The organism is Streptomyces sp. URMC 129, assembly GCF_051386415.1.
Taxonomy (GTDB): Bacteria; Actinomycetota; Actinomycetes; order Streptomycetales; family Streptomycetaceae; genus Streptomyces.
The window spans coordinates 1-24,131 of the sequence record NZ_JBPQTQ010000100.1; the positions used below are offsets into that span (position 1 = coordinate 1).

The 24,131-nt window shown below is 74.6% G+C and carries 19 protein-coding genes; 15 read left to right on the forward strand and 4 right to left on the reverse strand.

Features of this window, described 5'->3' with window-relative positions; genetic code table 11:
• Positions 1-55: 55 nt before the first annotated feature.
• Complete coding sequence (locus ACSNOC_RS19895; RefSeq protein ID WP_436748854.1) at positions 56-2,356, reverse strand: bifunctional SulP family inorganic anion transporter/carbonic anhydrase; 2,301 nt, start codon at positions 2,354-2,356, stop codon at positions 56-58.
• Positions 2,357-2,620: 264 nt separating this feature from the next.
• Here ACSNOC_RS19895 and ACSNOC_RS19900 point away from each other — a divergent pair, with 264 nt between their 5' ends.
• The gene (locus ACSNOC_RS19900) at positions 2,621-3,838 is read left to right on the forward strand and encodes a hypothetical protein (protein ID WP_436748855.1); all 1,218 of its coding nucleotides are present in this window, start codon (positions 2,621-2,623) and stop codon (positions 3,836-3,838) included.
• Between the two features lie 97 nt (positions 3,839-3,935).
• On the opposite strand, the gene ACSNOC_RS19905 is transcribed toward ACSNOC_RS19900, so the two are convergent.
• On the reverse strand, positions 3,936-4,925 hold the full coding sequence (locus tag ACSNOC_RS19905; RefSeq protein ID WP_436748856.1) for an ATP-binding protein: 990 nt from the start codon (positions 4,923-4,925) through the stop codon (positions 3,936-3,938).
• A gap of 103 nt (positions 4,926-5,028) precedes the next feature.
• On the opposite strand from ACSNOC_RS19905, the gene ACSNOC_RS19910 reads away from it, so the two are divergent.
• Positions 5,029-5,874, forward strand: coding sequence for an oxidoreductase (locus ACSNOC_RS19910; protein ID WP_436748857.1), 846 nt, complete (start codon positions 5,029-5,031; stop codon positions 5,872-5,874).
• Between the two features lie 297 nt (positions 5,875-6,171).
• On the opposite strand, the gene ACSNOC_RS19915 is transcribed toward ACSNOC_RS19910, so the two are convergent.
• Entirely contained in the window at positions 6,172-7,014 is an 843-nt protein-coding gene (locus ACSNOC_RS19915) for an HAD family hydrolase (protein ID WP_436748858.1), read from the reverse strand.
• A gap of 495 nt (positions 7,015-7,509) precedes the next feature.
• Between ACSNOC_RS19915 and ssd the strand changes: the two genes are divergently transcribed.
• The 7 genes from ssd to ACSNOC_RS19950 all read left to right on the forward strand — a co-directional run bounded on the left by ssd (position 7,510) and on the right by ACSNOC_RS19950 (position 12,277).
• Positions 7,510-8,583, forward strand: a complete 1,074-nt coding sequence (gene ssd, locus ACSNOC_RS19920) for a septum site-determining protein Ssd (protein ID WP_436748859.1) — start codon at positions 7,510-7,512, stop codon at positions 8,581-8,583.
• Positions 8,580-9,785 (forward strand): TadA family conjugal transfer-associated ATPase, encoded by a 1,206-nt coding sequence (locus tag ACSNOC_RS19925; RefSeq protein ID WP_436748860.1) that lies wholly within the window; start codon positions 8,580-8,582, stop codon positions 9,783-9,785. Before ssd ends, ACSNOC_RS19925 begins: the two co-directional genes overlap by 4 nt.
• Positions 9,773-10,639: a type II secretion system F family protein gene (locus ACSNOC_RS19930; RefSeq protein ID WP_436748861.1), complete on the forward strand. Its 867-nt coding sequence runs from the start codon at positions 9,773-9,775 to the stop codon at positions 10,637-10,639. Before ACSNOC_RS19925 ends, ACSNOC_RS19930 begins: the two co-directional genes overlap by 13 nt.
• Positions 10,636-11,226, forward strand: coding sequence for a type II secretion system F family protein (locus ACSNOC_RS19935; protein WP_436748862.1), 591 nt, complete (start codon positions 10,636-10,638; stop codon positions 11,224-11,226). The genes ACSNOC_RS19930 and ACSNOC_RS19935 overlap by 4 nt, the downstream gene beginning before the upstream one ends.
• Positions 11,227-11,393: 167 nt before the next feature.
• The gene (locus tag ACSNOC_RS19940; protein ID WP_436748863.1) at positions 11,394-11,588 is read left to right on the forward strand and encodes a DUF4244 domain-containing protein; all 195 of its coding nucleotides are present in this window, start codon (positions 11,394-11,396) and stop codon (positions 11,586-11,588) included.
• Positions 11,542-11,937, forward strand: a complete 396-nt coding sequence (locus ACSNOC_RS19945) for a TadE family type IV pilus minor pilin (protein WP_436748864.1) — start codon at positions 11,542-11,544, stop codon at positions 11,935-11,937. The genes ACSNOC_RS19940 and ACSNOC_RS19945 overlap by 47 nt, the downstream gene beginning before the upstream one ends.
• Positions 11,921-12,277 carry an Rv3654c family TadE-like protein gene (locus ACSNOC_RS19950; protein WP_436748865.1) on the forward strand — a complete coding sequence of 119 codons (357 nt, stop codon included), beginning with the start codon at positions 11,921-11,923 and terminating at the stop codon, positions 12,275-12,277. The genes ACSNOC_RS19945 and ACSNOC_RS19950 overlap by 17 nt, the downstream gene beginning before the upstream one ends.
• Here the strand turns inward: ACSNOC_RS19950 and ACSNOC_RS19955 are convergent.
• A complete protein-coding gene (locus ACSNOC_RS19955) occupies positions 12,255-14,618 on the reverse strand; it encodes a DEAD/DEAH box helicase (protein WP_436748866.1) in 2,364 nt (787 codons plus the stop codon). The two genes, ACSNOC_RS19950 and ACSNOC_RS19955, sit on opposite strands and share 23 nt — an antisense overlap.
• Positions 14,619-14,753: 135 nt before the next feature.
• Here ACSNOC_RS19955 and ACSNOC_RS19960 point away from each other — a divergent pair, with 135 nt between their 5' ends.
• The 6 genes from ACSNOC_RS19960 to tmk all read left to right on the forward strand — a co-directional run.
• Positions 14,754-15,095 (forward strand): STAS domain-containing protein, encoded by a 342-nt coding sequence (locus tag ACSNOC_RS19960; RefSeq protein WP_052847650.1) that lies wholly within the window; start codon positions 14,754-14,756, stop codon positions 15,093-15,095.
• A gap of 135 nt (positions 15,096-15,230) precedes the next feature.
• Positions 15,231-15,650 carry an ATP-binding protein gene (locus ACSNOC_RS19965; protein WP_436748867.1) on the forward strand — a complete coding sequence of 140 codons (420 nt, stop codon included), beginning with the start codon at positions 15,231-15,233 and terminating at the stop codon, positions 15,648-15,650.
• A 190-nt stretch (positions 15,651-15,840) separates the two neighbouring features.
• Complete coding sequence (locus ACSNOC_RS19970) at positions 15,841-16,416, forward strand: small secreted protein (RefSeq protein ID WP_436748868.1); 576 nt, start codon at positions 15,841-15,843, stop codon at positions 16,414-16,416.
• Between the two features lie 33 nt (positions 16,417-16,449).
• Complete coding sequence (locus ACSNOC_RS19975; protein WP_436748869.1) at positions 16,450-18,006, forward strand: DUF7059 domain-containing protein; 1,557 nt, start codon at positions 16,450-16,452, stop codon at positions 18,004-18,006.
• Between the two features lie 223 nt (positions 18,007-18,229).
• Complete coding sequence (topA, locus tag ACSNOC_RS19980) at positions 18,230-21,151, forward strand: type I DNA topoisomerase (protein WP_436748870.1); 2,922 nt, start codon at positions 18,230-18,232, stop codon at positions 21,149-21,151.
• An 82-nt stretch (positions 21,152-21,233) separates the two neighbouring features.
• A partial coding sequence (gene tmk, locus ACSNOC_RS19985; RefSeq protein ID WP_436748871.1) for a dTMP kinase occupies positions 21,234-24,131 on the forward strand: 2,898 nt, incomplete at its 3' end.

The following is a 24,131-nucleotide window of genomic DNA, read 5'->3' on the forward strand; positions in this document are numbered from 1 at the left end:
CCCCCCCCCCCCCCCCCCCCCCCCCCCCCCCCCCCCCCCGCGGCGAGGAGGCGTGTCAGACCGTCAGGATCTCCTCCCGCTCCGCTTCCTCCCCGGCGGCGTCGGGCCGCACGGCGGTGAACACCGGGTCGGTCCCGTCGACGGGCCGGCTCAGCACGTACGCCTGCGCGGCGCCGACGTCGAAGTACATCCCGCGCAGGTCGAGCGTGCCGTCGGCCAGGCGCTCGGCCACGCACTGGTGCAGGGCCAGGTGGTCGAGCTGCTGCACCACGTTGGCCAGGCAGAGGGTCTCCAGCTCGTCGGCGGCCGGGCGGCCGTCGATGCGCGGGACCGGGCCGGAGCGCCGGTGCAGCCGCTCAAGGCTGGGACGCCCGTGCCGCAGCCAGCGCTGCAGCGAGCTCATCGCGGGGTCCTCGCCCCGGTCCCCCTCCCCGGCGGTGTGCAGCGCCTGCATCGCGCCGCAACCCGAGTGCCCGCACACGGTGATGGAGGAGACGCGCAGCACCGTCACCGCGTACTCGATGGCCGCGCCCACGGAGTGGTCGGAGGACTCGGTGGTGCCGGGCGGCGGCACCAGATTCCCCACATTCCGCACGGTGAACAGGTCGCCCGGCCCGCTGGACGTGATCATGCTGGTGACCAGGCGCGAGTCGGCGCAGGTGAGGAAGAGCTGCGACGGGCGCTGTCCCTCCGCCGCGAGCCGGGCCAGCTCCTCGCGCATGCGCGGCGCGGTGGTCCGCTGGAAGTTCCGCACGCCGCTGAGCAACTGGTCGTGCTCCGGGCGGGGACGGCCCCGCACGGCCGGCGCGGCCCCGGTGCAGTGGTGGTTGCGCCAGGGCTGCCAGGGACGGCAGCGGTGCTCCGGGTCCCCGATCGGCTCGCCGGTGCTGCCGGTGACCTCGACGCGCCCGCCCTGCGCGGCGTGCGCCGCCTGCCAGTCGTGCAGCGTCTCGTAGGCGGCGTGGTCCATGAACGTGCCGTCCAGCTCGACGGTGACGTCCGCGCCGTCCGGGACCTGGCTGAGCACCCGGCTCAGCCTGGGCACGGCGAGGAACGTCAACTGGCCGCGCACCCGCACCTGGTGACCGCCGTCCGGCAGCCGCTCGTGCGTGACGCGGGTGTGCGCCAGACGGTGCAGGGCGACCGCGACCGCCACCGCGATGCCGATCCCCACGCCCTCCAGCACGCCGAGCAGCGTGACGGCGGTCGCGGTCGCCGCGTAGACCAGGATCTCGCGGTGCTTGGTGACGCTGCGGATGTGCGTGATGTTGACCATCTGGATGCCGAGCACCATCACCAGTGCGGCCAGTGCGGCCAGCGGGATGAGCTGGAGCATGCCGACCAGCACGCCGGTGGAGACGAGGACCCAGACACCGTGCAGGATGGTCGACTTGCGGCTGACGGCACCGGCCGCGACGTTGGCCGAGCTGCGCACGGCGACCCCGGTGACGGGCAGCCCGCCGAGCAGGCCGGACACCATGTTGGCCGCGCCCTGGCCACGCAGCTCGCGGTCGAGGTCGGCCTTGGGCACGCGGGCCCCGCCCGCCCGCTGGCGGGCCGCCGCCAGCTTGTCGGTGGCGACGGCGGAGAGCAGCGACTCGGTGCTGCCGACGAGCGTGATGGTGAGGACGGCGGTGATCAGGCCGAGGACCGGGCCCTCGGGCATCTCGGGCAGCGCGTGGCTGCTCCAGGACGGCAGGTCGACGCGGGGCACGTCCATCCCCGCGGCCCACGGCACGAAGGTGGCCAGCACGACGGCGGCGAGTGCGGCGGGGGCGGCTCTGCGGACCGTGGCGCCCGCCCGGCCGGGCAGCCGGGGCCAGACCAGGAGCACCGCGATGGTGAGGGAGCCGACGGCGATGGCGGCCAGGTGGGGGCCGGCGAGCTGGCTGGGCAACTGCCGCGCGTTCTCGATGGCGGAGCTCTCGGGGTCGCCGCCGAGGACGATGTGCAGCTGGGAGAGCGCGATGGTGACCCCGATGCCGGCGACCATGCCGTGCACGATCGCGGGGCTGACCATGAGCGCGGACCGCGCCACGCGCAGCGCGGAGAGGGCGAGCTGGGTCAGCCCGGCCAGCGCGGTGATGGCGCAGGTCGCGCGCCAGCCGTACTGCTGGATGATCTCGGCGGTGATCACCGTGAGGCCCGCGGTCGGGCCGCTGACCAGCAGCGGCGCTCCGCCGAGCGCTCCGGCGACGATGCCGCCGACGGCCGCGGCGACCAGGCCCGCCTGGAGCGGGGCGCCGGTGGCGAGAGCGATGCCGAGGGAGAGCGGCAGGGCGATGAGGAACACCGAGATGGACGCCGAAAGGTCGGCGCGCAAGCGTGAAGAGGAAGAGGGGGCGCAGGCGGACATTTCCGTCTCCGTCCGTTCTATCGGTCTATCCGGAAGAGCCGTCAGTGACGTGTATCGCGACTCTCAAGTGTTGGTAAATGAAGAGTAATGCCACGTAAAGCTCTCGGCCAGTGCAGTGTCTCCTTCTCCGCCTGCTTTACTCCGATCCAGCGAATTAATCATCTAAAACTCTTGTCCTTCCATCTTTTTTCACGATTGGGAGGGAGGTTTGTCGGGTGATGTGAGGACCGGACGAATCCCCTTCGTGGGGTGGCGGGAGGACCGATGACTGCTGCGCGCGGAGGACGGCAGCGGACGACCAGGGCGGCGATGGGCGCGGTGGCGCTCGCCGTGGCGGTGATGGCCGCGGGTGCCGGGTGTTCGGACGGGGATGACACCCCATCGGCCGAGGGCAAGGGCGGGAAGGCGAAGGCCGGTACGGAGAAGACGGAGCGAAAGCGGTCCAAGGTGCGGCTCATCGGGGACGGCTCCACCGCCTACACGGGACGGCAGCCCCATCAGCCGAATGCGGAGCGGCTCGCGCCCGGTGAGGAACCGCCGCAGTTCGTCGTCTTCTCCTGGGACGGGGCGGGCGAGGACGGCAATGAGCTGTTCTCGCGTTTCCGCCGGCTCGGCGAGAAATACGACGCGGACATGACCTATTTTCTCTCCGGTCTGTATCTGCTCCCGGAGTCCGAGAGCACCACCTACCGTCCGCCCGGCCGGCCCCCGGGCGCGTCGGACATCGGTTATCTCAAGGACGAGAACATCGCCGCCACCCTGGAGCAGCTGCGCGCCGCGTGGCTGGAGGGCAGCGAGATCGGCACCCACTTCAACGGGCACTTCTGCGGCCCGGGCGGGGTGGCCTCCTGGTCCGTGGAGGACTGGCGCAGCGAGATCGACCAGGCCAGGTGGATGGTGCGGAACTGGAAGACCACCACGGGCTTCGACGACCTCGAACCGCTGCCGTTCGACTACGAGCAGGAGCTGGTCGGCGGGCGGGCGCCGTGCCTGGAGGGCCAGGACAACCTGCTGAAGGCGGCGGCGAAGGAGGGCTTCCGCTACGACTCCAGCGGCAGCGGCCTGCAGATCTGGCCGGAGAAGCGGGAAGGCGTCTGGGACATCCCGCTCCAGATGGTCCCGGTGCCGGGCCGCTCGTTCGAGACGCTGTCCATGGACTACAACTTCTACGTCAACGCCGCCGACGGCGACCAGATGCGCGAAGGCCTGCTCGCCGCCTTCGACCGGGCCTACGAGGGCAACCGCGCGCCCCTCATCGTCGGCAACCACTTCGCGGACTGGAACGACGGCGCCTACATGGACGCCGTCGAGGAGGTCATCAAGGAGCTGTGCCCGCGCGACGAGGTGCACTGCGTGTCGTTCCGCCAGCTCGTGGACTGGCTCGACGCCCAGGATCCGGAGGTGCTGGAGAAGCTGCGGACCCTGGGCGTCGGCGAGGACCCGGAGGGCGGCTGGGAGACGTTCCTCGGCGGGACGGCCTGACCCTTCGAGCGGGTCGGGCCGCCGGCCGGTTCGGCCGGCCGGCCGGCCGGCCGGGCCGGTGGGCCGGTGGGCCGGTGGGCCGGTGGGCCGGTCGCCGTCAGGCGGGCTGCGGGCTCGGCGCCTCTTCCCGCAGCACGAACTCCGGGTCCACCTGGGACGCGAGGTCCGTCCCGGTCCGCTCGTTGCCCCAGTTCGCCGCGTTCTTCAGGTGGAAGTGCACCATCTGCCGCGTGTACCGCTCCCAGTCGCGGCGGGCGTAGGCGGCGTCCGCGGTCTCGTGGAGGGTGCGGAGCGCCGCCGCGTTGACCGGCTCCAACTCGGCGAACGGGCGCTGCCTGCCCCGCTCCAGGGCGCGCACCCAGTCCGAGTGCCCCAGCGTCACGACCAGGTCGTCGCCGACCTCCTCACGGAGGAACTCCAGATCCTCCGGGCCCTGCACCTTGTTCCCCACCACGCGCAGCGCGACCCCGAAGTCCCGGGCGTACTCCCGGTACTGCCGGTACACGGACACGCCCTTGCGGGTCGGCTCCGCGACCAGGAACGTCATGTCGAAGCGGGTGAACATGCCGGAGGCGAACGAGTCGCTGCCGGCCGTCATGTCCACCACGACGTACTCCTCGCGGCCGTCCACCAGATGGTTCAGGCAGAGCTCCACGGCGCCGGTCTTGGAGTGGTAGCAGGCCACGCCGAGGTCGTCCTCGGTGAACGGGCCGGTGACGAGCAGCCGGGCCGCCGCGCCGCCGTCGAAGGGGACCTGGCGGGCGCAGGCGTCGAAGACCGGATTGTTCTCGTCCAGCCGCAGCAGCCGTGAGCCGGAGCCCGGAGGTGTGGTCTTGATCATGGCCTCGGCGGAGGCGATGCGCGGATTGTCGCCGCGCAAATAGTCCTTGATGAGCGGCAGCCGCCCGCCGAGCGGCGGGATCGCGGCGGCCTGGTCCTCATCGAGGCCGAGAGCGACGCCCAGGTGCTGGTTGATGTCGGCGTCCACCGCGGTCACCGGGATGCGCTGGGCCGCCAGATACCGGATGAACAGCGAGGACAGCGTGGTCTTTCCGCTGCCTCCCTTTCCCACGAAAGCGATCTTCATGTTCATTAGGGTATCGGTGTCCGGCGACCGCCCCGTCGCGGGAGTGAACAAGTCCACTCGGACGTGTCCTTCCAGCGCGCCGCGGCGGGCCTAGGCTCCTCCCATGGGTGCGAACAACGCCGACACGACCACCGACCCCCTGGCCCCCCTCGCCGAGCTGCCCGGCGTCGCCGCGGCCGTCGACGCCGTGCGCAAGGCGGTCGACGGGGTGTACGGGCACCGGGTGATGCGCCGCCGCAGCCCCGAGATCACCGCCGAGGCGGCACTGCGCGGGGCGCGCGGTTCGGCCGCGCTGGCCGGCGCGGACTGGGCGCTGGAAGAGGTGCGCAGGCGCAGCGACTTCGGCTCCGAGGAGGAGGCCAGGACCGTGGGCGCCGCGCTGCGGCTGACCGCCGAGGCCGGCCAGCTCCTCGGCGTCTGGCGCGACTCCCCGCTGCGGGTCCTGGCCCGGCTGCACCTGGTCGCGGCCGGCGGAACGGTTCCGCACGACACGGTGGGCCGGCCCCGGCTGGCGGGCGAGTCCGTCACCGAGCCGGGTCTCGACGGCCTCGCCACGCCGGCGCCCGGCGCGGAGGCGGTGGCGGCGCGGCTGGACGCGCTGAGCCGGATCCTGGTGCGCGGCCCGGGCGCCCCGGCGCTGGTGACGGCGGCCGTTGTGCACGGCGAGCTGCTGGCGCTGCGGCCGTTCGGCACCCACAACGCGCTCGTCGCCCGCGCGGCGGAGCGGATCGTGCTGATCGGCGCCGGCCTCGACCCCAAGGGCGTGACGCCGTCCGAGGTCGGCCACGCGGAGCAGGGCCGGGAGGCGTATCTCGCGGCGCTCGACGGCTACGCGTCCGGGACCGCGGAGGGTGTGGCGGGCTGGATCGCGCACTGCGGGCGGGCGGTCGAGCTGGGGGCGCGCGAGTCGGTCGCGGTGTGCGAGGCGCTGCAGCGCGGCGCGGCCTGACGCCCCGGCACCTGGCGCGGAAAGCGGCGGGGTCGCCGTCACGCGACGCCGCCGCCGGACATGTCCACCGGGTGATCAGTGCGTGCACCATACAGGCCGGTCAGGGCGGGAACTCGTCCCGCTTCCCTGAAACGGCTGGCCCGGTTGGCGGGTCGGCTACGCGTGGGTGCCCGGTGTTCATGTGTCCGGTCCGAAGGGGCCGTCGTGTCCTTTCTACTCCGGCCGGGCGACAACGGGAAGAAAAGCGGGGCGTTCGGTGCGAGATTTTACTTTCGCCTTCAAGCGCCTCGCATGGCATCAAACGGTGGTGAAACGGACGCGGCCCGGCCGCGGGATCCGGCGGCGGCTGGCGTACCAGACGAGGCCGGCCGCGCAGGCCGCGGCGGCGACGGCGGCGCCCGCGGCGAGCGCGGGCCGGGGCGGCATGGAGAGTACGGGCAGGCGCTGCCGCAGCCGCACCGGACGTTCGAACGTCAGCACCGGCCAGCCGCGCGCGACGGCCTCGCGGCGCAGGCCCCGGTCGGGGTTGACCGCGTGCGGGTGGCCCACGGCCTCCAGCATCGGGAGATCGGTGACCGAGTCGCTGTAGGCGTAGCAGCGGTCGAGGTCATAGCCCTCGGAGACGGCCAGCGCGGCGATCGCCTCGGCCTTGGCCGGGCCGTACGCGTAGTACTCGACCTCACCGGTGTAGCAACCGTGTTCGACCACCATGCGGGTGGCCACCACGCGGTCCGCGCCGAGCAGCTCGCCGATGGGCTCGACCACCTCGGCGCCCGACGAGCTGACGATGACCACGTCACGTCCGGCGGCGTGGTGCTGCTCGATGAGCGAGGCGGCCTCGTCGTAGATGATCGGATCGATCACCTCGTGGAGGGTTTCCGCGACGATCTCCTTGACCTGGCTCACGTTCCAGCCTCGGCAGAGCGACGACAGGTACTGCCGCATCCGCTCCATCTGGTCGTGGTCGGCTCCGCCGAGCAGATAGACGAACTGGGCGTAGGCGCTGCGGAGCACACCGCGCCGGTTGATGAGCCCGCCCTGGTAGAAGGACCTGCTGAAGGTGAGGGCGCTCGACTTCGCGATGACGGTCTTGTCCAGATCGAAGAAGGCGGCCGTCCGCGGCTGGGCCAGGATTTTCACGTCCCGAGCATAAAGCCCGCCATTCGGCGTACGCTGGTGCGCGTGGGTTTGCCTGAGGAGGCTCTCGGGTACACCATGGAAGTCACGGATCGTTCGCGACCGTGCTATCCCGGTCCGACTCCTCCCCCCCCGAGTCGGCCGTGGAAAGACGACCCCCGCTCTCCCCCCCGGCGGGGGTCGTCGCATGTCCGGGGGCGGTTCTCCCCGGCTCGCCGCCAGTCCCCGGCCGCCTGTGGCGCCTTCTCGTGCTCACGATCACGGGTCCGACCCTCCCCTAGAGAATAACGTTGCGTCATCAATTGTAACGCGCGTGTGACGGTTTGGCGGCGTGCGCGAGCGCTTGCACCGTCACGGGTGAACGACTTATTCACAAGGCCGCAGTTATCCACAGATTCGCCCCGAGGCCCCCGGAAAGCGCCGAACAACGGCACCGTAAGCCATGGCTGTCGATGCGTTCGGCGACCGACCGAACGCGCTGTGCGAAGGGGGATGGCCATGGCCGATTCCATTTTGATTCTCACGGAGAACGAGGATCTTCTCGACGACCTGCTCCGGCTGTGCGCCGCCGCGGGGGCCGAGGCCGAGGTCGTGCACGGCGCGCCCGTGTCGGCCGCCCAGTGGGAGCGCGCCCCGCTCGTCCTCGTCGGGGACGACCCGGCCACGGCGCGGCCCGAGCCCGGCCGGTGGCCCGGCCGCCGCCCCGGCGTGCTGCTGGTGGGGCACGACCTGGACGATCACACGATCTGGGCCCGCGGTGTCGCCCTCGGCGCGGAGCAGGTGCTGCACCTCCCGGGCGACGAGCCCTGGCTGGCCGACCGCATCGCGGACGCCGTCGACCGCCCGGGCACCCCGGCGCTCACCGTCGGCGTGCTCGGCGGCCGGGGCGGCGCGGGCGCCTCCTCACTGGCCTGCGCGCTCGCCCTGACGGCGGCCCGGCAGGGGCACCGCACCATGCTCGTGGACGGCGACCCGCTGGGCGGCGGGCTGGACGTGCTGCTCGGCGGCGAGCGTGCCCCGGGCCCGCGCTGGCCGTCGTTCGCCGCGGCCCGGGGGCGGCTCTCCGCGGCGGCGCTGGAGGAGTCGCTGCCCAGGCTGCACGGGCTGAGCCTGCTCAGCCACGACCGCACGGACACCATGCGGCTGCCGGCCGAGGCGATGTGCACGGTGCTGACCGCCGCGCGGCGCGGCGGCGGCGTGGTCGTCCTCGACCTCCCGCGCGCCGCGGACGAGGCGGCCTCCGAGGCGCTGGCCCAGCTCGACCTGGGGCTCCTGGTGGTCCCCGGCGAGCTGCGCGCCGTCGCCGGCGCCCGGCGCGTGATCGCCACGGCGGGCGCCCTGGTGCGGGACCTGCGGGTCGTGGCCAGACCGCCCGGCCCCGGCGGCCTGGCGGGCCCCGAGCTGGCGCGGCTGCTCGGACTGCCGCTCGCCGGTGAGCTGCCCGACGAGCCGGGCCTGTCCGCCGCCGCCGACGCCGGCGAGCCGCCCGGGGCGAACGCCCGGGGAGTCCTCGCGACCTTCTGCGCCACCCTGCTGGAGCGCGCCCTGCCCGCTCCGGGAGCCGCCGCGTGAGCGCCGCGGCCGTGACGGCGGAGCCGGGACAGCCGGCCGTGTCGCCCGAGCTGCTGGACGCCGTGCGGCTGCGGCTGGCCGAGGAGGGAGCCGAGCCCACCCCGGGGCGGGTCGCCGCCGCGCTGCGCGCCCAGGGGCGGCTGATGGGCGACAGCGCCGTGATGTCCGTGGTCCGCGCGCTGCGCTCCGAACTGGTCGGCGCCGGTCCGCTGCAGCCACTGCTCGCCGAGCCGGACGTCACCGACGTCCTCGTCAACGGGCCGGACGAGGTCTGGGTGGACCGCGGACGCGGCCTGGAGCGCGCCCCGGTGCGTTTCCGGGACGCCGCGGCCATCCGCAGGCTCGCCCAGCGGCTCGCGGGCGCGGCGGGCCGTCGCCTGGACGACGCCAGTCCCTGGACCGACGTGCGGCTCCCCGACGGCACCCGGATGCACGCCGTCCTGCCGCCCGTGGTCGTCGGCTCGCCCTGCCTGTCGCTGCGCGTGATCCGTGCCCGGGCGTTCACCCTGGCGGAGCTGGGCGAGGCCGGCACCGTCCCGCCCGGCGGTGAGCGGCTGCTGCGCTCGCTGGTCGCGGCCCGGCTGTCGTTCCTGATCAGCGGCGGCACCGGATCGGGCAAGAGCACCCTGCTGGCCACCCTCCTCGGCCTGGTCGAGCCCGCGGAGCGGATCGTGCTGGTGGAGGACTCCGCGGAGCTGCGGCCCGCCCACCCGCACGTGGTGCGGCTGGAGACCCGCCCGGCCAACCAGGAGGGCGCGGGCCGAGTCACGCTGCGGGACCTGGTGCGCCAGGCCCTGCGGATGCGCCCGGACCGGCTGGTGGTCGGGGAGTGCCGGGGCCCGGAGGTGCTGGACCTGCTCGGTGCCCTCAACACCGGGCACGAGGGCGGCTGCGGCACCCTGCACGCCAACGCCGCCGCCGACGTCCCGGCCCGGCTGGAAGCGCTGGGCAGCGCCGCCGGGCTGGACCGCGCCGCGCTGCACAGCCAGGTCGAGGCCGCGCTGTCCGTGGTGCTGCACCTGGTGCGGGACCGCGCCTCGGGGCGGCGCAGGATCGCCGAGATCCACGTCCTGGGGCGGGACGGCTCGGGCCTGGTCCGCACCGTGCCCGCCGTCCGCTGGGAGCCCGGGGGATTCGCGCCCGGACCCGGCTGGGAGCGGCTGGCCCGGCTCTGCGCCCCGGGCGGGGGGTGCCCGCTGTGACCGGACAGATCCCGCACTTCGCCGCGGCGCTGTGCGCGGGCGCCGGCGCCTGGCTGCTGGCCGACGGGTCGCCCTGGCGGCGCCGGGCCCGGCTGCTGCCGACGGGCGGAGCCGGTGGCGCGCCCCCGGGCCGACGCCGCCGTCCGCCGGTGCGCCCGCCGGACGCGGCAGCCGTGCGGCTGGTCCTGGGGTGCCTGGCGGCCGGTGGGCTGCTGGCCCTGTGGGGGCGGTCCGTGCTGCCGCTGGCGGCGGCGGCGCTGACGGCACCGGCGGTCGTGCGGTGGTGGCGGGCCCGCCTGGCCGGCCGCGCCGCCGACGAGCGGCGCGAGGCGGTCATCGTGTTCTGTGCCTCCCTCGCCGGGGAGGTGCGGGCGGGCCGCCCGCCGGGGAAGGCCCTGGCCGCCGTGGGCGCCGGCGGTCTGGACGTGCCGGGTGGCGCCGTCCTGGCCGCCGCGCGGTACGGCGGGGACGTGCCCGCGGCCCTGCGCGCGGCGGCGGAGCGGCCCGGGGCCGAGGGGCTGCGCGGCGTCGCCGCCTGCTGGTCCGTGGCGGTGGACGGCGGCGCGTCGCTCGCCTCCGGACTGGAGCGGGTGGCGGGGGCGCTGCGCGCCGAGCGCGACCAGCAGGAGGAGCTACGGGCCCAGTTGGCGGGCCCGAGGGCGACCGCGCTGGTGCTCGCGGCGCTGCCGCTGTTCGGGCTGGCGCTGGGCGCCACGATGGGCGTCGCGCCGCTGCGGGTGCTGTTCGGCACCCCGGCGGGGCTGGCCTGCCTGCTCGCCGGGTCGCTGCTGGAGTGGGCGGGGGTGGCCTGGGTGCGGGCCATCGTCCGCGCCGCGGAGCGGGGGCCGGGATGACGGCGGCGCTGGCGTCCCTGGTGCTGCTGGCCCTGGCCTGGTGGGTCGCCCGGGGCGGCCGGGCACCACGGGACGGGATCCCGGCACCGGGTAGCCGGTGGCGCCGTGCCGCGCGAGCGCTGCCCGGCCGGGTCCGGCGAAGGTCCCGCGAGCCGGACGACCCCCGGCTGCCGCTGGCGACGGAGCTGCTGGCCGCCTGCCTCGCCGCGGGGGCGACTCCGGGCATCGCGGCGGAGGCGGTCGGGGCGTCCCTCGGCGGCCCGGTGGGCGAGCGCCTGCGCCGGGCGGCCACCGAGCTGCGGCTCGGCGGCGAGCCGGCCGCGGTGTGGGACCGGTTCGGCCGTCTGGCGGGTGCGTCGGCGCTGGCCCGCCGCCTGGAGCTGGCCGGGACCAGCGGCGCGCCCGTGGTGGCCGCGGTGGCGGCCGAGGCCGCCGAGTGCCGGGCCCGCCGCCGCCGCGCCGCCCAGGTCCGCGCCAGACGAGCGGCGGTCCTGGTGACGGGGCCGCTGGGGCTGTGCTTCCTGCCCGCGTTCCTGCTGATCGGCGTCGCCCCGGTGGTGCTCGGCCTCGCGGCGGAGCTGCTGTGAGCCGCCGTCCGCCCGGAGCCCCGGCCGGGCCCGTCAACCCCCCGGGGCACTCCGGATCCATCAACCCATCAGATTCCCGCACCGACCCATCGACCCATCCACCCACCGACCCATCCATCAATTCATCAAAGTCGTCGAAGTCGTCGACGCGCACGGGAGGTCCGGCCATGTGGCCAGTCACACGTTCGATGAAGCTGCCGTCCGGGTGGCGGCGGGACGCCGGGATGTCCACGGCGGAGTACGCCGTCGGCACCCTCGCGGCAGCCGCCCTCGCCGCCGTCCTGTACCAGGTCGTCACCTCGGGGGCGGTGACCGATGCCCTGCAGGGACTGGTGGAGCGGGCCCTCAGCACCCAGCCCTGACCGGGGCCGTGACCGCGGCCGTGACGGGGGCTATGTCACGGCGGAGACCGCGGTGGTCGTCCCCGCGCTGGTCCTGCTGCTGGGGATGCTGCTGTGGGGCCTGGGCGCCGTCGGTGTGCAGACCCGGTGCGGCGACGCCGCGCGGGCGGCGGCCCGCGCTGCGGCCCGGGGCGAGGAGGAGGCCGACGTCATCCGGGTGGCCCGCGCCGCGGCCCCCGGCGGGGCGGAGGTGCGGGTGGCGCGCGACGGCGACCTGTACCGCGTGTCCGTCGAGGCCAGGACCCTGGGGCCCGGCCCGCTGGCCGTGCCGGTCTCCGGGGAGGCGGTGGCCCATGTCGAGCCGGGCTGACCCGGCGGACCGGGGGTCCGCCACGGTGTGGGCGGCGGCGAGCGGCGCCCTGCTGTGCCTGGTGTTCGCCGCCCTGCTGGCCCTGGGCCAGGTGACCGCCGCGCGGCAGCGGGCGGCCGGTGCCGCCGACCTGGCGGCGCTGGCCGCTGCGGACCGGGCGCTCGCCGGGGCGGAGACGGCCTGCGGGCTGGCCAGGCGGGTGGCCGAGGCGCAGGGGGCTCGCCTGACGCGGTGCCATGTCGCCGGTGAGATCGCGGACCTGACGGCGGAGGCGAGGGCCGGGCCGTACGCGGTCCGGGCGAGGGCGAGGGCCGGGCCTAGTGACGCAGCAGTTCCGTGAGCAGGCGGATGGCGCCGGCCTTGTGCAGCGGTTCGTTGCCGTTGCCGCACTTGGGCGACTGGATGCACGACGGGCAGCCGCTCGCGCACTCGCAGGACGCGATCGCGTCCCGGGTCGCGGTCAGCCACCGGCGCGCCGTGTGGAAGGCCCGCTCGGCGAAGCCGGCGCCGCCCGGATGACCGTCGTGGACGAACACCGTGGGCAGCAGGGTGTCCGGGTGCAGCGCGGTGGACACCCCGCCGATGTCCCAGCGGTCGCAGGTGGCGAACAGCGGCAGCATGCCGATCGCCGCGTGCTCCGCCGCGTGCAGCGACCCCGGCAGGACCTCCGGGCCGATCCGGGCCGCGTCCAGTTGGTCCTCCGTCACCGTCCACCACACCGCGCGCGTGCGCAGCGTGCGGGGCGGCAGATCCAGCCGGGTCTCGCCCAGAACCTCGCCGGTCAGCAGCCGGCGCCGCAGATAGGAGACGACCTGATGCGTGACCTCCACCGAGCCGAAGCACAGCCGTGCCGCCCCCCAGGGCACCTCGGTGTCGGTCTCCAGCACGGAGATGTCCGTGACCTCGCGGGCCGATGTCGACCACGGCGGGCTGGCCTCCTCGACCAGCGCCACCGACTCCTTCAGGTCCAGCTCCCGGACCACGTAGCTCAGGCCCTGGTGCAGGTGGACCGCCCCCTCGTGGACCGCGGTGTGCGCGGCGGCGGCGTCCACCGTGCCGAGCAGCCGCCCCGTGCCGGCCTCCACGACGCGCACCTGCTCGCCGCCCTCCCCCCGGATGCCGACCATGTCGGCGGGCCGCTCCCGCCGGGTCCAGTACCAGGACGTGCCGCGGCGGCGCAGCAGCGCCCGCTCGGCCAGCTTCGGCAGCAGCTCGGCCGCCGCCGGGTCGAACAGCGCCCGGTCCCCCGCGAACTCCGCGTCGGTCAGCGGCACCTCGGCGGCGGCGGCGCACAGGTGCGGGGCCAGCACGTAGGGGTTGCCCGGGTCCAGCACCGTCGTCTCGACCGGTTGCCGGAACAGCGCCTCGGGGTGGTGCACCAGATAGGTGTCCAGCGGGTCGTCCCGCGCCACCAGGACGGCCAGCGCGCCCTGCCGCCGGCGCCCGGCGCGGCCCGCCTGCTGCCACAGCGAGGCCCGGGTGCCGGGATAGCCCGCGAGCAGCACCGCGTCGAGTCCGGCGACGTCCACGCCCAGCTCCAGCGCGGTCGTGGCGGCCAGGCCGAGCAGCTCGCCCTCGTGCAGCGCGCGCTCCAACGCCCGGCGCTCCTCGGGCAGATAGCCGCCCCGGTAGGCGGCCACCCGCCGCCGGTCGGCCCCTTCGAGCCGTTCCCGCGCGATCAGCGCGATCAGCTCGGCGCCGCGCCGGGAGCGGACGAAGGCGACCGTGCGCACCCGGTGGGAGACCAGGTCCGTGAGCAGTTCCGCGGTCTCGGCGGTCGCGGTGCGGCGGAGGGGCGCGCCCCGCTCGCCCACGGCCTCGGTCAGCGGCGGCTCCCACAGCGCGAAGACCAGCTCGCCGCGCGGGGAGGCGTCCTCCGTCACCGCCGCCACCGGCAGCCCGGTCAGCCGGGACGCCGTCGTGCCGGGGTCGGCCGTGGTGGCCGAGGCGAGCAGGAACACCGGCTCGGCCCCGTAGTGCCCGCAGACGCGCCGGAGCCTGCGCAGCACCTGCGCGACGTGCGAGCCGAAGACGCCCCGGTAGACGTGGCACTCGTCGACGACCACGTAGCGCAGCGCCCGCAGGAACGACGACCAGCGGCGGTGGCCGGGCAGCAGGCCGCGGTGGAGCATGTCGGGGTTGGTGAGCAGGAGATTCGCGTGCTCGCGGGCCCACGCCCGTTCCTCGGCGGCCGTGTCGCCGTCGAACGCGGCCGGCCGGACCGCCGCGCCCAGCGGTGCGGCCAGCCGGCGGATCGCGCGGAGCTGGTCGGCGCCCAGCGCCTTGGTCGGCGCGAGATACAGCGCGGTGGCCTCCCGCGGTCCCCGGGGCGTGTGGCCGTCGAGGAGGGCGCTCAGGACCGGCACCTGGTAGGCGAGCGACTTGCCGGAGGCGGTGCCGGTGGAGATCACGACGGACTCGCCGCGCACGGCGTGCTGAATCGTGCGAGCCTGGTGTGCCCAGGGGAGTTCGATGCCGATGGCCCCGACGGCGTCGATCACCTCGGGGCGTATTCGGTCCGGCCAGGGCGCATGGTGACCCGGACGCGCGGGAAGCTGCTCCATGTGGGTGAGCCGTGTCGCCCGCTCGGATCGTCCGCGCAACAGTTCGAGCACCTCCCGTGGTGATGGGCGGTGTGCCTCGGTGTCGCCCGCTTCGTGCGGTCGGTGCGTGTCGGACATCGGCACCGAGTGTGTCACTGGTCCGACGGACAATGGCTGTAAGACGTCGTCCTGGGCAGGCGGTAAGTGGTTGAATGCCCTGGCGGCTGCCGATCCATGGGGGGCGACCGCTCGATGCAAGGTGCTGGAGGATCCGTGGACCTGTCCCTGTCGACCCGAACCGTTGGCGACCGCACGGTCGTGGAGGTAGGCGGCGAGATTGACGTATACACCGCGCCCAAGCTGCGCGAACAGTTGGTGGAGCTGGTCAACGACGGCAACCACCACCTCGTGGTGGACATGGAGCGCGTCGACTTCCTCGACTCCACCGGTCTCGGCGTGCTGGTCGGCGGCCTGAAGCGGGTGCGGGCCCAGGAGGGCTCGCTGCGCCTGGTGTGCAACCAGGAGCGGATCCTCAAGATCTTCCGGATCACGGGTCTGACCAAGGTGTTCCCCATCCACGAGTCCGTGGACGAGGCCATCGCGGCCACCGACTGAGCCGTCCCGGCTCGCGCGCCGAGCCGGGCAGCAGCCAAGAGATCACCACCGCGACCGCCCCGCGCGACGGCGGTGCCGACCGGCGTCGGCGCCGTGGCCCGGGGCGGTGTCTCCGCACGATCAAGGGGGATGGCCATGGCCACCGTCGAACTTCGCTTCAGCGCGTCCCCGGAGCATGTGCGCACCGCCCGGCTGGTGGCCGCGGCGGTCGCCCGGCGCGCCGGAGTCGACGAGTCGGTGCTCGACGAGCTCCGGCTGGCGGTCGGTGAGGCGTGCAGCCGCGCAGTGGGCCTGCACGCCGTCCACGGTCTGACCAGCCCGGTGCGGGTGGTGCTGACCGAGGGGGAGAAGTCGTTCTCCATCGAGGTCGGCGACGACGCGCCGAGCGTCGTTCCCGCGCCCCGGGACCAGTCGGCCGCCGAGGCCGCCGAGGAGACCGACGAGCTGGGCCTGGCCGTGATCAGCGGGCTGGTCGACGACGTCGAGGTGATCTCCGACGCCCACGGCGGAAAGATCCGCATGACCTGGCCGACCGCCACCGCCGCCCTCACCTGACGCCCGACACGCCCGGAGCCACCGGCCCACCCGATTCCCTGGCCGCGTTTCCGTGTGTGACGAACGCACCGTCACAACTGGTGCCACTGGGTGAAATTCAGGACAATATTCCCGGCCGTCACTCGGAAGAGGGATGAGTGGCGTGTAAGTTCCCGCCCTAGCGGTACGAAAGGACGAGGAACGGGGAACGGTGAACAAGAAGCTCGCGGTCACACTGTCGGGTTGCGCCACGCTGGCCGTCCTCACGCTCTCGGCGTGCGGCGGCGGTGACGGCGACGACGCGGACGAGTGGGCCAGGAACGTCTGTGAGCAGTTGCAGCCCCAGGTCGAGCGGATCGAGGCCGCCAACGCCGCGATCACCGAGGCCAGCGAGGGCAACCGCTCCCCCGAAGAGGTGCAGGAGGCCGACTCCGCCGCGTTCCAGGACGTCTCCGACGCCTACGCCGCCCTCGCGGACGCGGTCGACCAGGCCGGCGACCCGCCCGTCGACAACGGCGCGGAGCTGCGCGAGAACGCCGTGACCGCGCTGCGCGAGCTGTCCGACTCCTACGCCGGGATGAAGGAGAGCGTCGACGCCCTCGACACCTCCGACCAGCGCGAGTTCGCCGAGGGCCTGCGGGACATCGCCGAACAGCTCCAGGCGCTCGGCGAGAGCGGCGACGAGGCGCTGAGCGAGCTCCGCAGCGGTGAGCTGGGCGAGGCGATGGACCGTCAGGACAGCTGCGCGGGCCCCTCCGCCACCGCGTCCGTGCCGGAGGAGGAGTGACCGGTGGGCGGAAGGGACGCGGACAATGGTGAGGTGAGCACCACTCCGCTTCCGCCGCCCGCCGCCGGCCCCGGCGCCTCCCTCCTGCGGGGGGCGCTGCTGGCCGCCTCGTTCACGCCCGACGGTCTGCTCGACCTGCTGGGCGCCCCCGCCTACGCCGCCCTCGCGCGCGGCGAGACCGTGCCCGCCCGGCGCGCCACGCGCGAAGCCGACACGCCCGCCGCCGTGCTGACGCGGCTGTTCCTGCTGCGGCTGCCCGTGCCGCTGGCGCGGGTCCGGCACGCGCTGCCGTCCGGCGCGACGCGCGACGCCACGCTCGACGCGGCACTCGGCGACGGCTGGCTGGTGCGCGACGGCGACGAGGTGCGCGCGACCGCGGACGTGCGCCCCTACGCGGGCGACGACGGCCAGGACTGGTGGATCGTCTCCGACGCGCTCGGCCACCGGGGCGAGGCACGGGACATCGTGCTCGGCGTCGGCGGCGCGTCCACCACGCTCGCCGGGCTGACGATCCGCCGACCCGCGCGCCGCGTGCTCGACCTCGGCACCGGCTGCGGCGTGCAGGCCCTGCACGCCACCCGGCACGCCGACCGCGTCACCGCCACCGACGTCAACCCCCGCGCGCTGCGCATGGCCGCGGCCACCCTCGCCCTCTCCGGCGCCCCGGCCGCCGACCTGCGCGAGGGATCGCTGTTCGAGCCGGTGAAGGACGCCAGGGACGGCGGGGACGGCGGGGAGAACGCCTACGACCTCATCGTCTCCAACCCGCCGTTCGTCATCTCCCCCGCCCGCGCCGGACACGGCGGCGGGGGACTGACCTACCGCGACGGCGGCCTGGCGGGCGACGAACTGTGCCGCACGGTCGTCGGGGAGTCCGCCGCCCACCTCGCGGACGGCGGCTGGTGCCAGATCCTCGCCAACTGGCAGCAGGTCGACGGCGAGGACTGGCGCGAGCGGGTCGCCGCCTGGGTGCCGCCCGGCTGCGACGCGTGGATCGTGCGCCGCGAGGAACAGGACGTCACCCAGTACACCGAGCTGTGGCTGCGCGACGCCGGGGCCCACCGCGGCGAACAGGCCGCGTACGAGGAGGCGTACGCCGCCTGGCTCGACGAGTTCGCCGCCCGCCGCACCCACGCCGTCGGCTTCGGCTGGATCACCCTGCGCAAGTCCGGCGCCGGACGCCCGTCCGTGGTGGTCGAGGACTGGCCGCACCCCGTCGAACAGCCACTGGGCGAAACGATCCGGGCGCATTTCGCACGGCAGGACTTCCTCCGCTCCCACGACGACGCCGCGCTGCTGCGCACCCGTTACGTCCTCGCCGACGGCGTCGTCCAGGAACAGCTCGGCGCGCCCGGCGCGGAGGACCCCGAGCACGTCGTGCTGCGCCAGCGGCACGGCATGCTGCGCGCCCGCGCCATGGACACCGTCGGCGCGGGCCTTGCCGGAAGCTGTGACGGGACACTCACCGCGGGCACAATCCTCGACGCGATCGCACGGTTGCTCGACGTGGATCCGGTAGCCGTGCGTAGCGGCGCGCCGGAGTGGCTGCGGCCCCTCGTTGAGCAGGGGTTTCTGATCCCGCGGGAGTGACCGGCGGGGCGCGCGGGCCGTCCGGGCGGCGCGCGGCGGGCACGGTGCGTGACTGTCCATGGACAACGCGCTGGCGCCACCGGGCGGCGGGAATGGCGGATCTCGGGTTACCGTTCGAGATGCGGTCGCGGAGTTTTCCCATTTGACACAGAGCAGGGATGTACCGTCACACTCCGCACCGTCAGTACTTTCCCCCTGGGCTGGAGAGAAGAGCGAGAAGAAGTTGTCCCCGACCAGCGAGACCGCGAACGGCGGCCGCCGACTCGTCATCGTCGAGTCGCCCGCCAAGGCCAAGACGATCAAGGGCTACCTCGGCCCCGGATATGTGGTCGAGGCCAGCGTCGGGCACATCCGCGACCTGCCGAGCGGCGCCGCCGAGGTGCCCGCCAAGTACAAGGGCCAGCCCTGGGCCCGGCTCGGCGTGAACGTCGACGCGGACTTCGAGCCGCTCTACGTGGTCAACAGCGACAAGAAGGACCAGGTCAGGAAGCTCAAGGAGCTGCTGGCCGACTCCGACGAGCTCTATCTCGCCACGGACGAGGACCGCGAGGGCGAGGCCATCGCCTGGCACCTCAAGGAGGTCCTCAAGCCCAAGGTCCCGGTCCGCCGCATGGTCTTCCACGAGATCACCCGCGACGCCATCAGAGCCGCGGTCGACAACCCCCGCGAGCTCAACCAGCTTCTCGTCGACGCCCAGGAGACCCGCCGCATCCTCGACCGGCTCTACGGCTACGAAGTCTCGCCCGTGCTGTGGAAGAAGGTCATGCCCCGCCTGTCCGCGGGCCGGGTCCAGTCCGTCGCCACCCGGCTCGTCGTCGAGCGGGAACGGGAGCGCATCGCGTTCCGCTCCGCCGAGTACTGGGACCTGACCGGCACCTTCACCACCGTCCCCGACGAGGGATCGTTCGAGGCGCGCCTGACCGCCGTCGACGGCCGGCGCGTCGCGCAGGGCCGCGACTTCGGCCCGGACGGCCAGTTGCGCAACCCCGGCCAGGTTCAGCAGCTCAGCGAGGAGACCGCCCGCGCGCTGGCCACGGCGCTGGAGAGCACGTCGTTCGCGGTCCGCTCGGTCGAGTCCAAGCCGTACCGGCGCTCGCCGTACGCGCCGTTCCGCACCACCACGCTCCAGCAGGAAGCCTCCCGCAAGCTCGGGATGGGCGCGAAGGCCACCATGCAGGTCGCCCAGCGCCTGTACGAGAACGGCTTCATCACCTATATGCGGACCGACTCCACCACCCTGTCGGACACCGCCGTCTCCGCCGCCCGTGCCCAGGTCACGCAGCTCTACGGCGCCGAGTACCTGCCGGACCGGCCGCGCGTCTACGCGAGCAAGGTGAAGAACGCGCAGGAGGCGCACGAGGCGATCCGCCCCTCCGGGGACCGCTTCCGCACGCCCGCCGAAACGGGTCTGACGGGCGATCAGTACCGGTTGTACGAGCTGATCTGGAAGCGGACCGTCGCCTCCCAGATGAAGGACGCGGTCGGCCAGTCGGTCGCCGTCCGGGTCGCGGGCACCAGCGCGGACGGCAGGGACTGCGAGTTCGGCGCGAGCGGCAAGGTCATCACGTTCCACGGCTTCCTCAAGGCGTACGTCGAGGGCGCCGACGACCCGAACGCCGAACTGGACGACCGCGAGCGGCGGCTGCCGGCCGTCGCCGAGGGCGACCCGCTGGACGCCCGCGACATCACCGCCGACGGCCACGCCACCAAGCCGCCGGCCCGCTACACCGAGGCCACGCTGGTCAAGGAGCTGGAGGAGCGGGAGATCGGCCGCCCCTCCACCTACGCCACGATCATCGGCACCATCCTCGACCGGCGCTACGTCTTCAAGAAGGGGACCGCGCTCGTCCCCTCCTTCCTCTCCTTCGCCGTCGTCAACCTGCTGGAACAGCACTTCGGGCGGCTCGTCGACTACGACTTCACCGCGAAGATGGAGGACGACCTCGACCGCATCGCCACCGGCGACGCCGAGGCCGTGCCGTGGCTGCGCCGCTTCTACTTCGGTGAGAGCGAGAACGGCGGCGAGGCCGTCGGCGGCGGCGCGGCCGACGCGGGCAACGGCGACGGCGACCACCTCGGCGGGCTGAAGGAGCTGGTCACCGACCTGGGCGCGATCGACGCGCGGGAGATCTCGTCGTTCCCGGTCGGGGACGGCATCGTGCTGCGCGTCGGCCGCTACGGGCCGTACGTGGAGGCGCCGCCCGAGCCGGGTGGTGAGCCGGGGGAGCCGGGCAAGCGGGCCGACGTGCCCGACGACCTGCCGCCGGACGAGCTGACGGTCGAGCTGGCCAAGGAGCTGCTGGCCAAGCCGAGCGGCGACTTCGAGCTGGGCACCGACCCGGCGACCGGACACCAGATCGTCGCGCGCGACGGGCGGTACGGGCCGTACGTCACCGAGGTGCTGCCCGAGGGCACGCCGACCACCGGGAAGAACGCGGTCAAGCCGCGCACCGCCTCGCTGCTGAAATCCATGTCGCTCGACGCCGTGACGCTGGACGACGCGCTGAAGCTGCTGTCCCTGCCGCGCGTGGTGGGCACCGACCCGGAGTCGGGGCAGGAGATCACCGCGCAGAACGGGCGGTACGGGCCGTACCTGAAGAAGGGGACGGACTCGCGCTCGCTGGCCGACGAGGAGCAGCTCTTCACCGTCACGCTGGAGGAGGCGCTGGCGATCTACGCGCAGCCCAAGCAGCGCGGCCGGGCCGCGGCCAAGCCGCCGCTGAAGGAGCTGGGCGAGGACCCGGTGACCGGGCGGCCGGTGGTGGTGAAGGACGGGCGGTTCGGGCCGTACGTGACGGACGGGGAGACGAACGCGACGCTGCGCCGCGACGACGACCCGGAGACCATCACGCCGGAGCGCGGGTACGAGCTGCTGGCGGAGAAGCGGGCCAAGGGACCGGCCAAGAAGACGGCCGCGAAGAAGACAGCGGCGAAGAAGAGCACCGCCAAGAAGGCCGCGGCGAAGAAGACCGCGGCCGGCGAGGCGGGGGACGCGGGCGCGGGTACGGGCACGGGCACGGGCGCGAAGAAGACGGCCGCGAAGAAGACCACGGCCAAGAAGACCGCCGCGAAGAAGACCACGGCGAGGAAGAGCGCCGCGACGGAGAACACGGCGGCCACCTCCCGGGCGGGCGCGCCGGAGTAGCCTCGGCGGTGACGGTTCCGTTCCCCGGTCAGATGTTCGGGTACGTGGTTTCGCCGTCCGCGGTGAAGGTTACGCTGGCCGAATGACGCGAGCAGAGCAACCCGAGGTTGTCGATCCCGCCCGCGGCGCCACCGACGAGGCGCTCGCCGCGGACTCACGCGAGCGCGCGCGGCGGGCACTGTTGCAGGTTCCCGAGCTGCGTCGGCTGTGGGAGGCGGCGTTCGCCGGCGGCATAGGCGACGCCCTCGCCCAGCTGGTGCTGATCCTGCTCTCCGTCCAGGCCGCCCTCCTCGTGCCGGAGGACGGCGGTGAGCCGCTCTTCGGCGGCGAGTACCGTGGCGTCGCGCTCGCCGTCACCCTCACGCTCGCCGTGCGGCTGCTGGCCACCGGCCTGGCCGGGGTGCTGCTGCTCGGCCCGCTCGTCGGCCTGCTGGCCCCGGCCGGTCCGCTGGACCGCCGCTGGACGATGGTCGGTGCCGACGGGGTCCGCGCCGCGCTGCTGATCGTCGCCCCGCTGTGGATCGACTGGGTGCCCGAGAGCGCGTACGTCTACCTCCTGCTCACCGTTCTCGTCACCGGTTTGGCGGAACGGATCTGGTCCGTCACCCGGGACACCGTCGCCCCCGCCCTGCTGCCGCCCCCGCCGCCCGAGGGGGCCGCCGTCCGGCCGCTGCCCGACCACCGCGAGGCGCTGCGGCGGCTGTGGCTGCGCAGCGGCTACGTCGCGATCCCGCTCGCCGCCGCCGCCCTGCTCGGGGCGGCCCTGGTGAGCAACGTGCTGGCCGCCGGCCTCGACTGGTTCTCCACCCACCAGGCGGCCCTCGCCTCGTACGTCGCGGCCGGGTTCTTCGCCGCGTCGGTCTCGGTGCTGACCTTCCTGAAGCTGCCGGGCGCCGAGTCCCGGCGGCCCGTCTCGCCGCTGGAAGGCCTGCGCCGCCCGACGGCCGGGACCGTTCCCGACAAGGGCAGGACCGGTGCCGTTCCGGTGCTCGTGCTCGGCTGCGCGTCCGTCGCCGCCGCCGTCGCCGCGGCCGTCGCGCTCGGCGTGCTGCGCGTCGGGGACTTCGGCGGCGGCCCGGTCTCGTTCGCGCTGCTGGTGCTCGGCCTCACCGGCGGCGTCGCGGTCGGCGTGCGGATCGCGCCCGCCGTGCTGCCCGCGCTGTCGCGGCGGCGGCTGTTCGCGCTGACCCTGGCGCTCACCGGGCTCGGCCTGTTCGGCACCGGCCTCATCGCGGACACGGCCACCGTCCTGTTCACCGCCGCCGCCACCGGCCTGCTGGCCGGCGTCGCCGCGAACACCGGGCACGTGCTGCTCGACCAGGAGACCGAGGCGTTCCGCAGGCCCCGGGTCACCCAGCACCTGCACGCCGTGATCCGGGTCGCCGTCGCCCTCGCGCTGGTCGCGGCCCCGCTCGGCGCCGCGTTCATCGGCCCGCACCGGGTGGAGCGCGGCGACTTCGTCCTCCAGCACGGCGGCGCCGCGTTCACCCTGATGATCATCGGCGCGCTGCTGCTGCCCGTCGCGGCCATCGTGCTGGGCCGCGCCGACGACCGGCGCGGCGTGCCGTTCCGCCGCGATCTGGCGGACGCGCTGCGCGGCGGCTCCCGGCCGGAGCGGCCGGCGCCCGCCGCCACCGGATTCTTCATCGCCGTCGAGGGCGGCGACGGCGCGGGCAAGTCCACCCAGGTCGAGGCGCTGGCGGAGTGGATCCGCGGCAAGGGCCACGAGGTCGTCGTCACCCGGGAGCCCGGCGCCACGCCGGTCGGCCAGCGGCTGCGGGCGATCCTGCTCGACGTGGCCTCCGGCGGCCTGTCGCACCGGGCCGAGGCCCTGCTGTACGCGGCCGACCGCGCCGAGCACGTCGAGTCCGTCGTCCGGCCCGCGCTGGAGCGCGGCGCCGTCGTCATCTCCGACCGGTACACCGACTCGTCCATCGCCTACCAGGGCGCCGGCCGCGACCTGTCCTCCACGGAGGTCGCGCGGATCTCGCGGTGGGCGACGGGCGGGCTCGTTCCGCATCTGACCGTGCTGCTGGACGTGTCGCCGGAGACCGCGCGGGAGCGGTTCACCGAGGCGCCGGACCGGCTGGAGTCCGAGCCCAGCGAGTTCCACCAGCGGGTGCGGGCCGGGTTCCTGGCGCTGGCCGCCGCCGACCCCACGCGCTACCTGGTGATCGACGCGGGCCAGGACCCGGCGTCCGTCACCACCGCCGCCCGGCACCGGCTCGACCGGATGCTGCCGCTGTCCGAGGCCGAGGTGCGCGCCATCGAGGAGGCGCGGCGGCGTGCCGAGGAGGAGGCGCGGCGGCGCGCGGAGGAGGAGCGCAGGCGCAAGGAGGAGGAAGAGCGCCTGGAGCGCGAGCGCCAGGCGGAGCTGGAGCGGCTGCGCGCCGAGGAGGAGGAGCGCAGGCGGCGCGAGGAGGAGGAACGGCGGCTCGCCGAGGAGGCGCGCCGGGCCGAGGAAGCGCGCCGGCTGGCCGAGGAGGCCCGCAGGCTCGCGGAGGAGGAGCGCCGCCGCCGGGAGGCGGAGGAGCGGCTGCGCCGCGAGGAGGAGGAACGGCGCCGGCGCGAGGCCGAGGAGGAGGCGCGGCTGCGCGCCCAGGCCGAGGAGCGGCGGCGGGAGAAGCAGCGGAAGGCCGAGGAGGCGCTGCTGCGGGCGGAGCAGGCCCGGCTGGCGGCCGAGGCGTCCGCCGCTGCGTCCGGTCCTGCCGCCCCTGCCGCTCCTGCCGCCCCTGACGGGCGTCCGGCGGGGTCCGCCGAGCCGGACAACGCGGAGACCGTGCGGATCCCGCTGGCCAACCCCGACAACGAGGAGACCGCGATCATCCCGCGCGGCGAGGTCCCCGAGGCGGTGGGCGAGACCCGGCCGCCGCCCCCCGCGTCACCGTCCTCGTCCTCGTCGTCCGCGTCCCGGTGCGGGCCCAGCAGCTCGTCGGCCAGGGAGGGGACGTCGTCCAGCGGCGTCTCCTCCGCCCACTCG

Coding starts and splice junctions, on each gene's coding strand:
- ACSNOC_RS19905 (WP_436748856.1), bottom strand. CDS start 4,925: ATGAAGATCGCTTTCGTGGGAAAGGGAGGCAGCGGAAAGACCACGCTG.
- ACSNOC_RS19950 (WP_436748865.1), top strand. CDS start 11,921: ATGTCGAGCCGGGCTGACCCGGCGGACCGGGGGTCCGCCACGGTGTGG.
- ACSNOC_RS19945 (WP_436748864.1), top strand. CDS start 11,542: ATGCCCTGCAGGGACTGGTGGAGCGGGCCCTCAGCACCCAGCCCTGAC.
- ACSNOC_RS19935 (WP_436748862.1), top strand. CDS start 10,636: ATGACGGCGGCGCTGGCGTCCCTGGTGCTGCTGGCCCTGGCCTGGTGG.
- ssd (WP_436748859.1), top strand. CDS start 7,510: ATGGCCGATTCCATTTTGATTCTCACGGAGAACGAGGATCTTCTCGAC.
- ACSNOC_RS19940 (WP_436748863.1), top strand. CDS start 11,394: ATGTGGCCAGTCACACGTTCGATGAAGCTGCCGTCCGGGTGGCGGCGG.
- ACSNOC_RS19955 (WP_436748866.1), bottom strand. CDS start 14,618: ATGTCCGACACGCACCGACCGCACGAAGCGGGCGACACCGAGGCACAC.
- ACSNOC_RS19965 (WP_436748867.1), top strand. CDS start 15,231: ATGGCCACCGTCGAACTTCGCTTCAGCGCGTCCCCGGAGCATGTGCGC.
- ACSNOC_RS19895 (WP_436748854.1), bottom strand. CDS start 2,356: ATGTCCGCCTGCGCCCCCTCTTCCTCTTCACGCTTGCGCGCCGACCTT.
- ACSNOC_RS19900 (WP_436748855.1), top strand. CDS start 2,621: ATGACTGCTGCGCGCGGAGGACGGCAGCGGACGACCAGGGCGGCGATG.
- ACSNOC_RS19910 (WP_436748857.1), top strand. CDS start 5,029: ATGGGTGCGAACAACGCCGACACGACCACCGACCCCCTGGCCCCCCTC.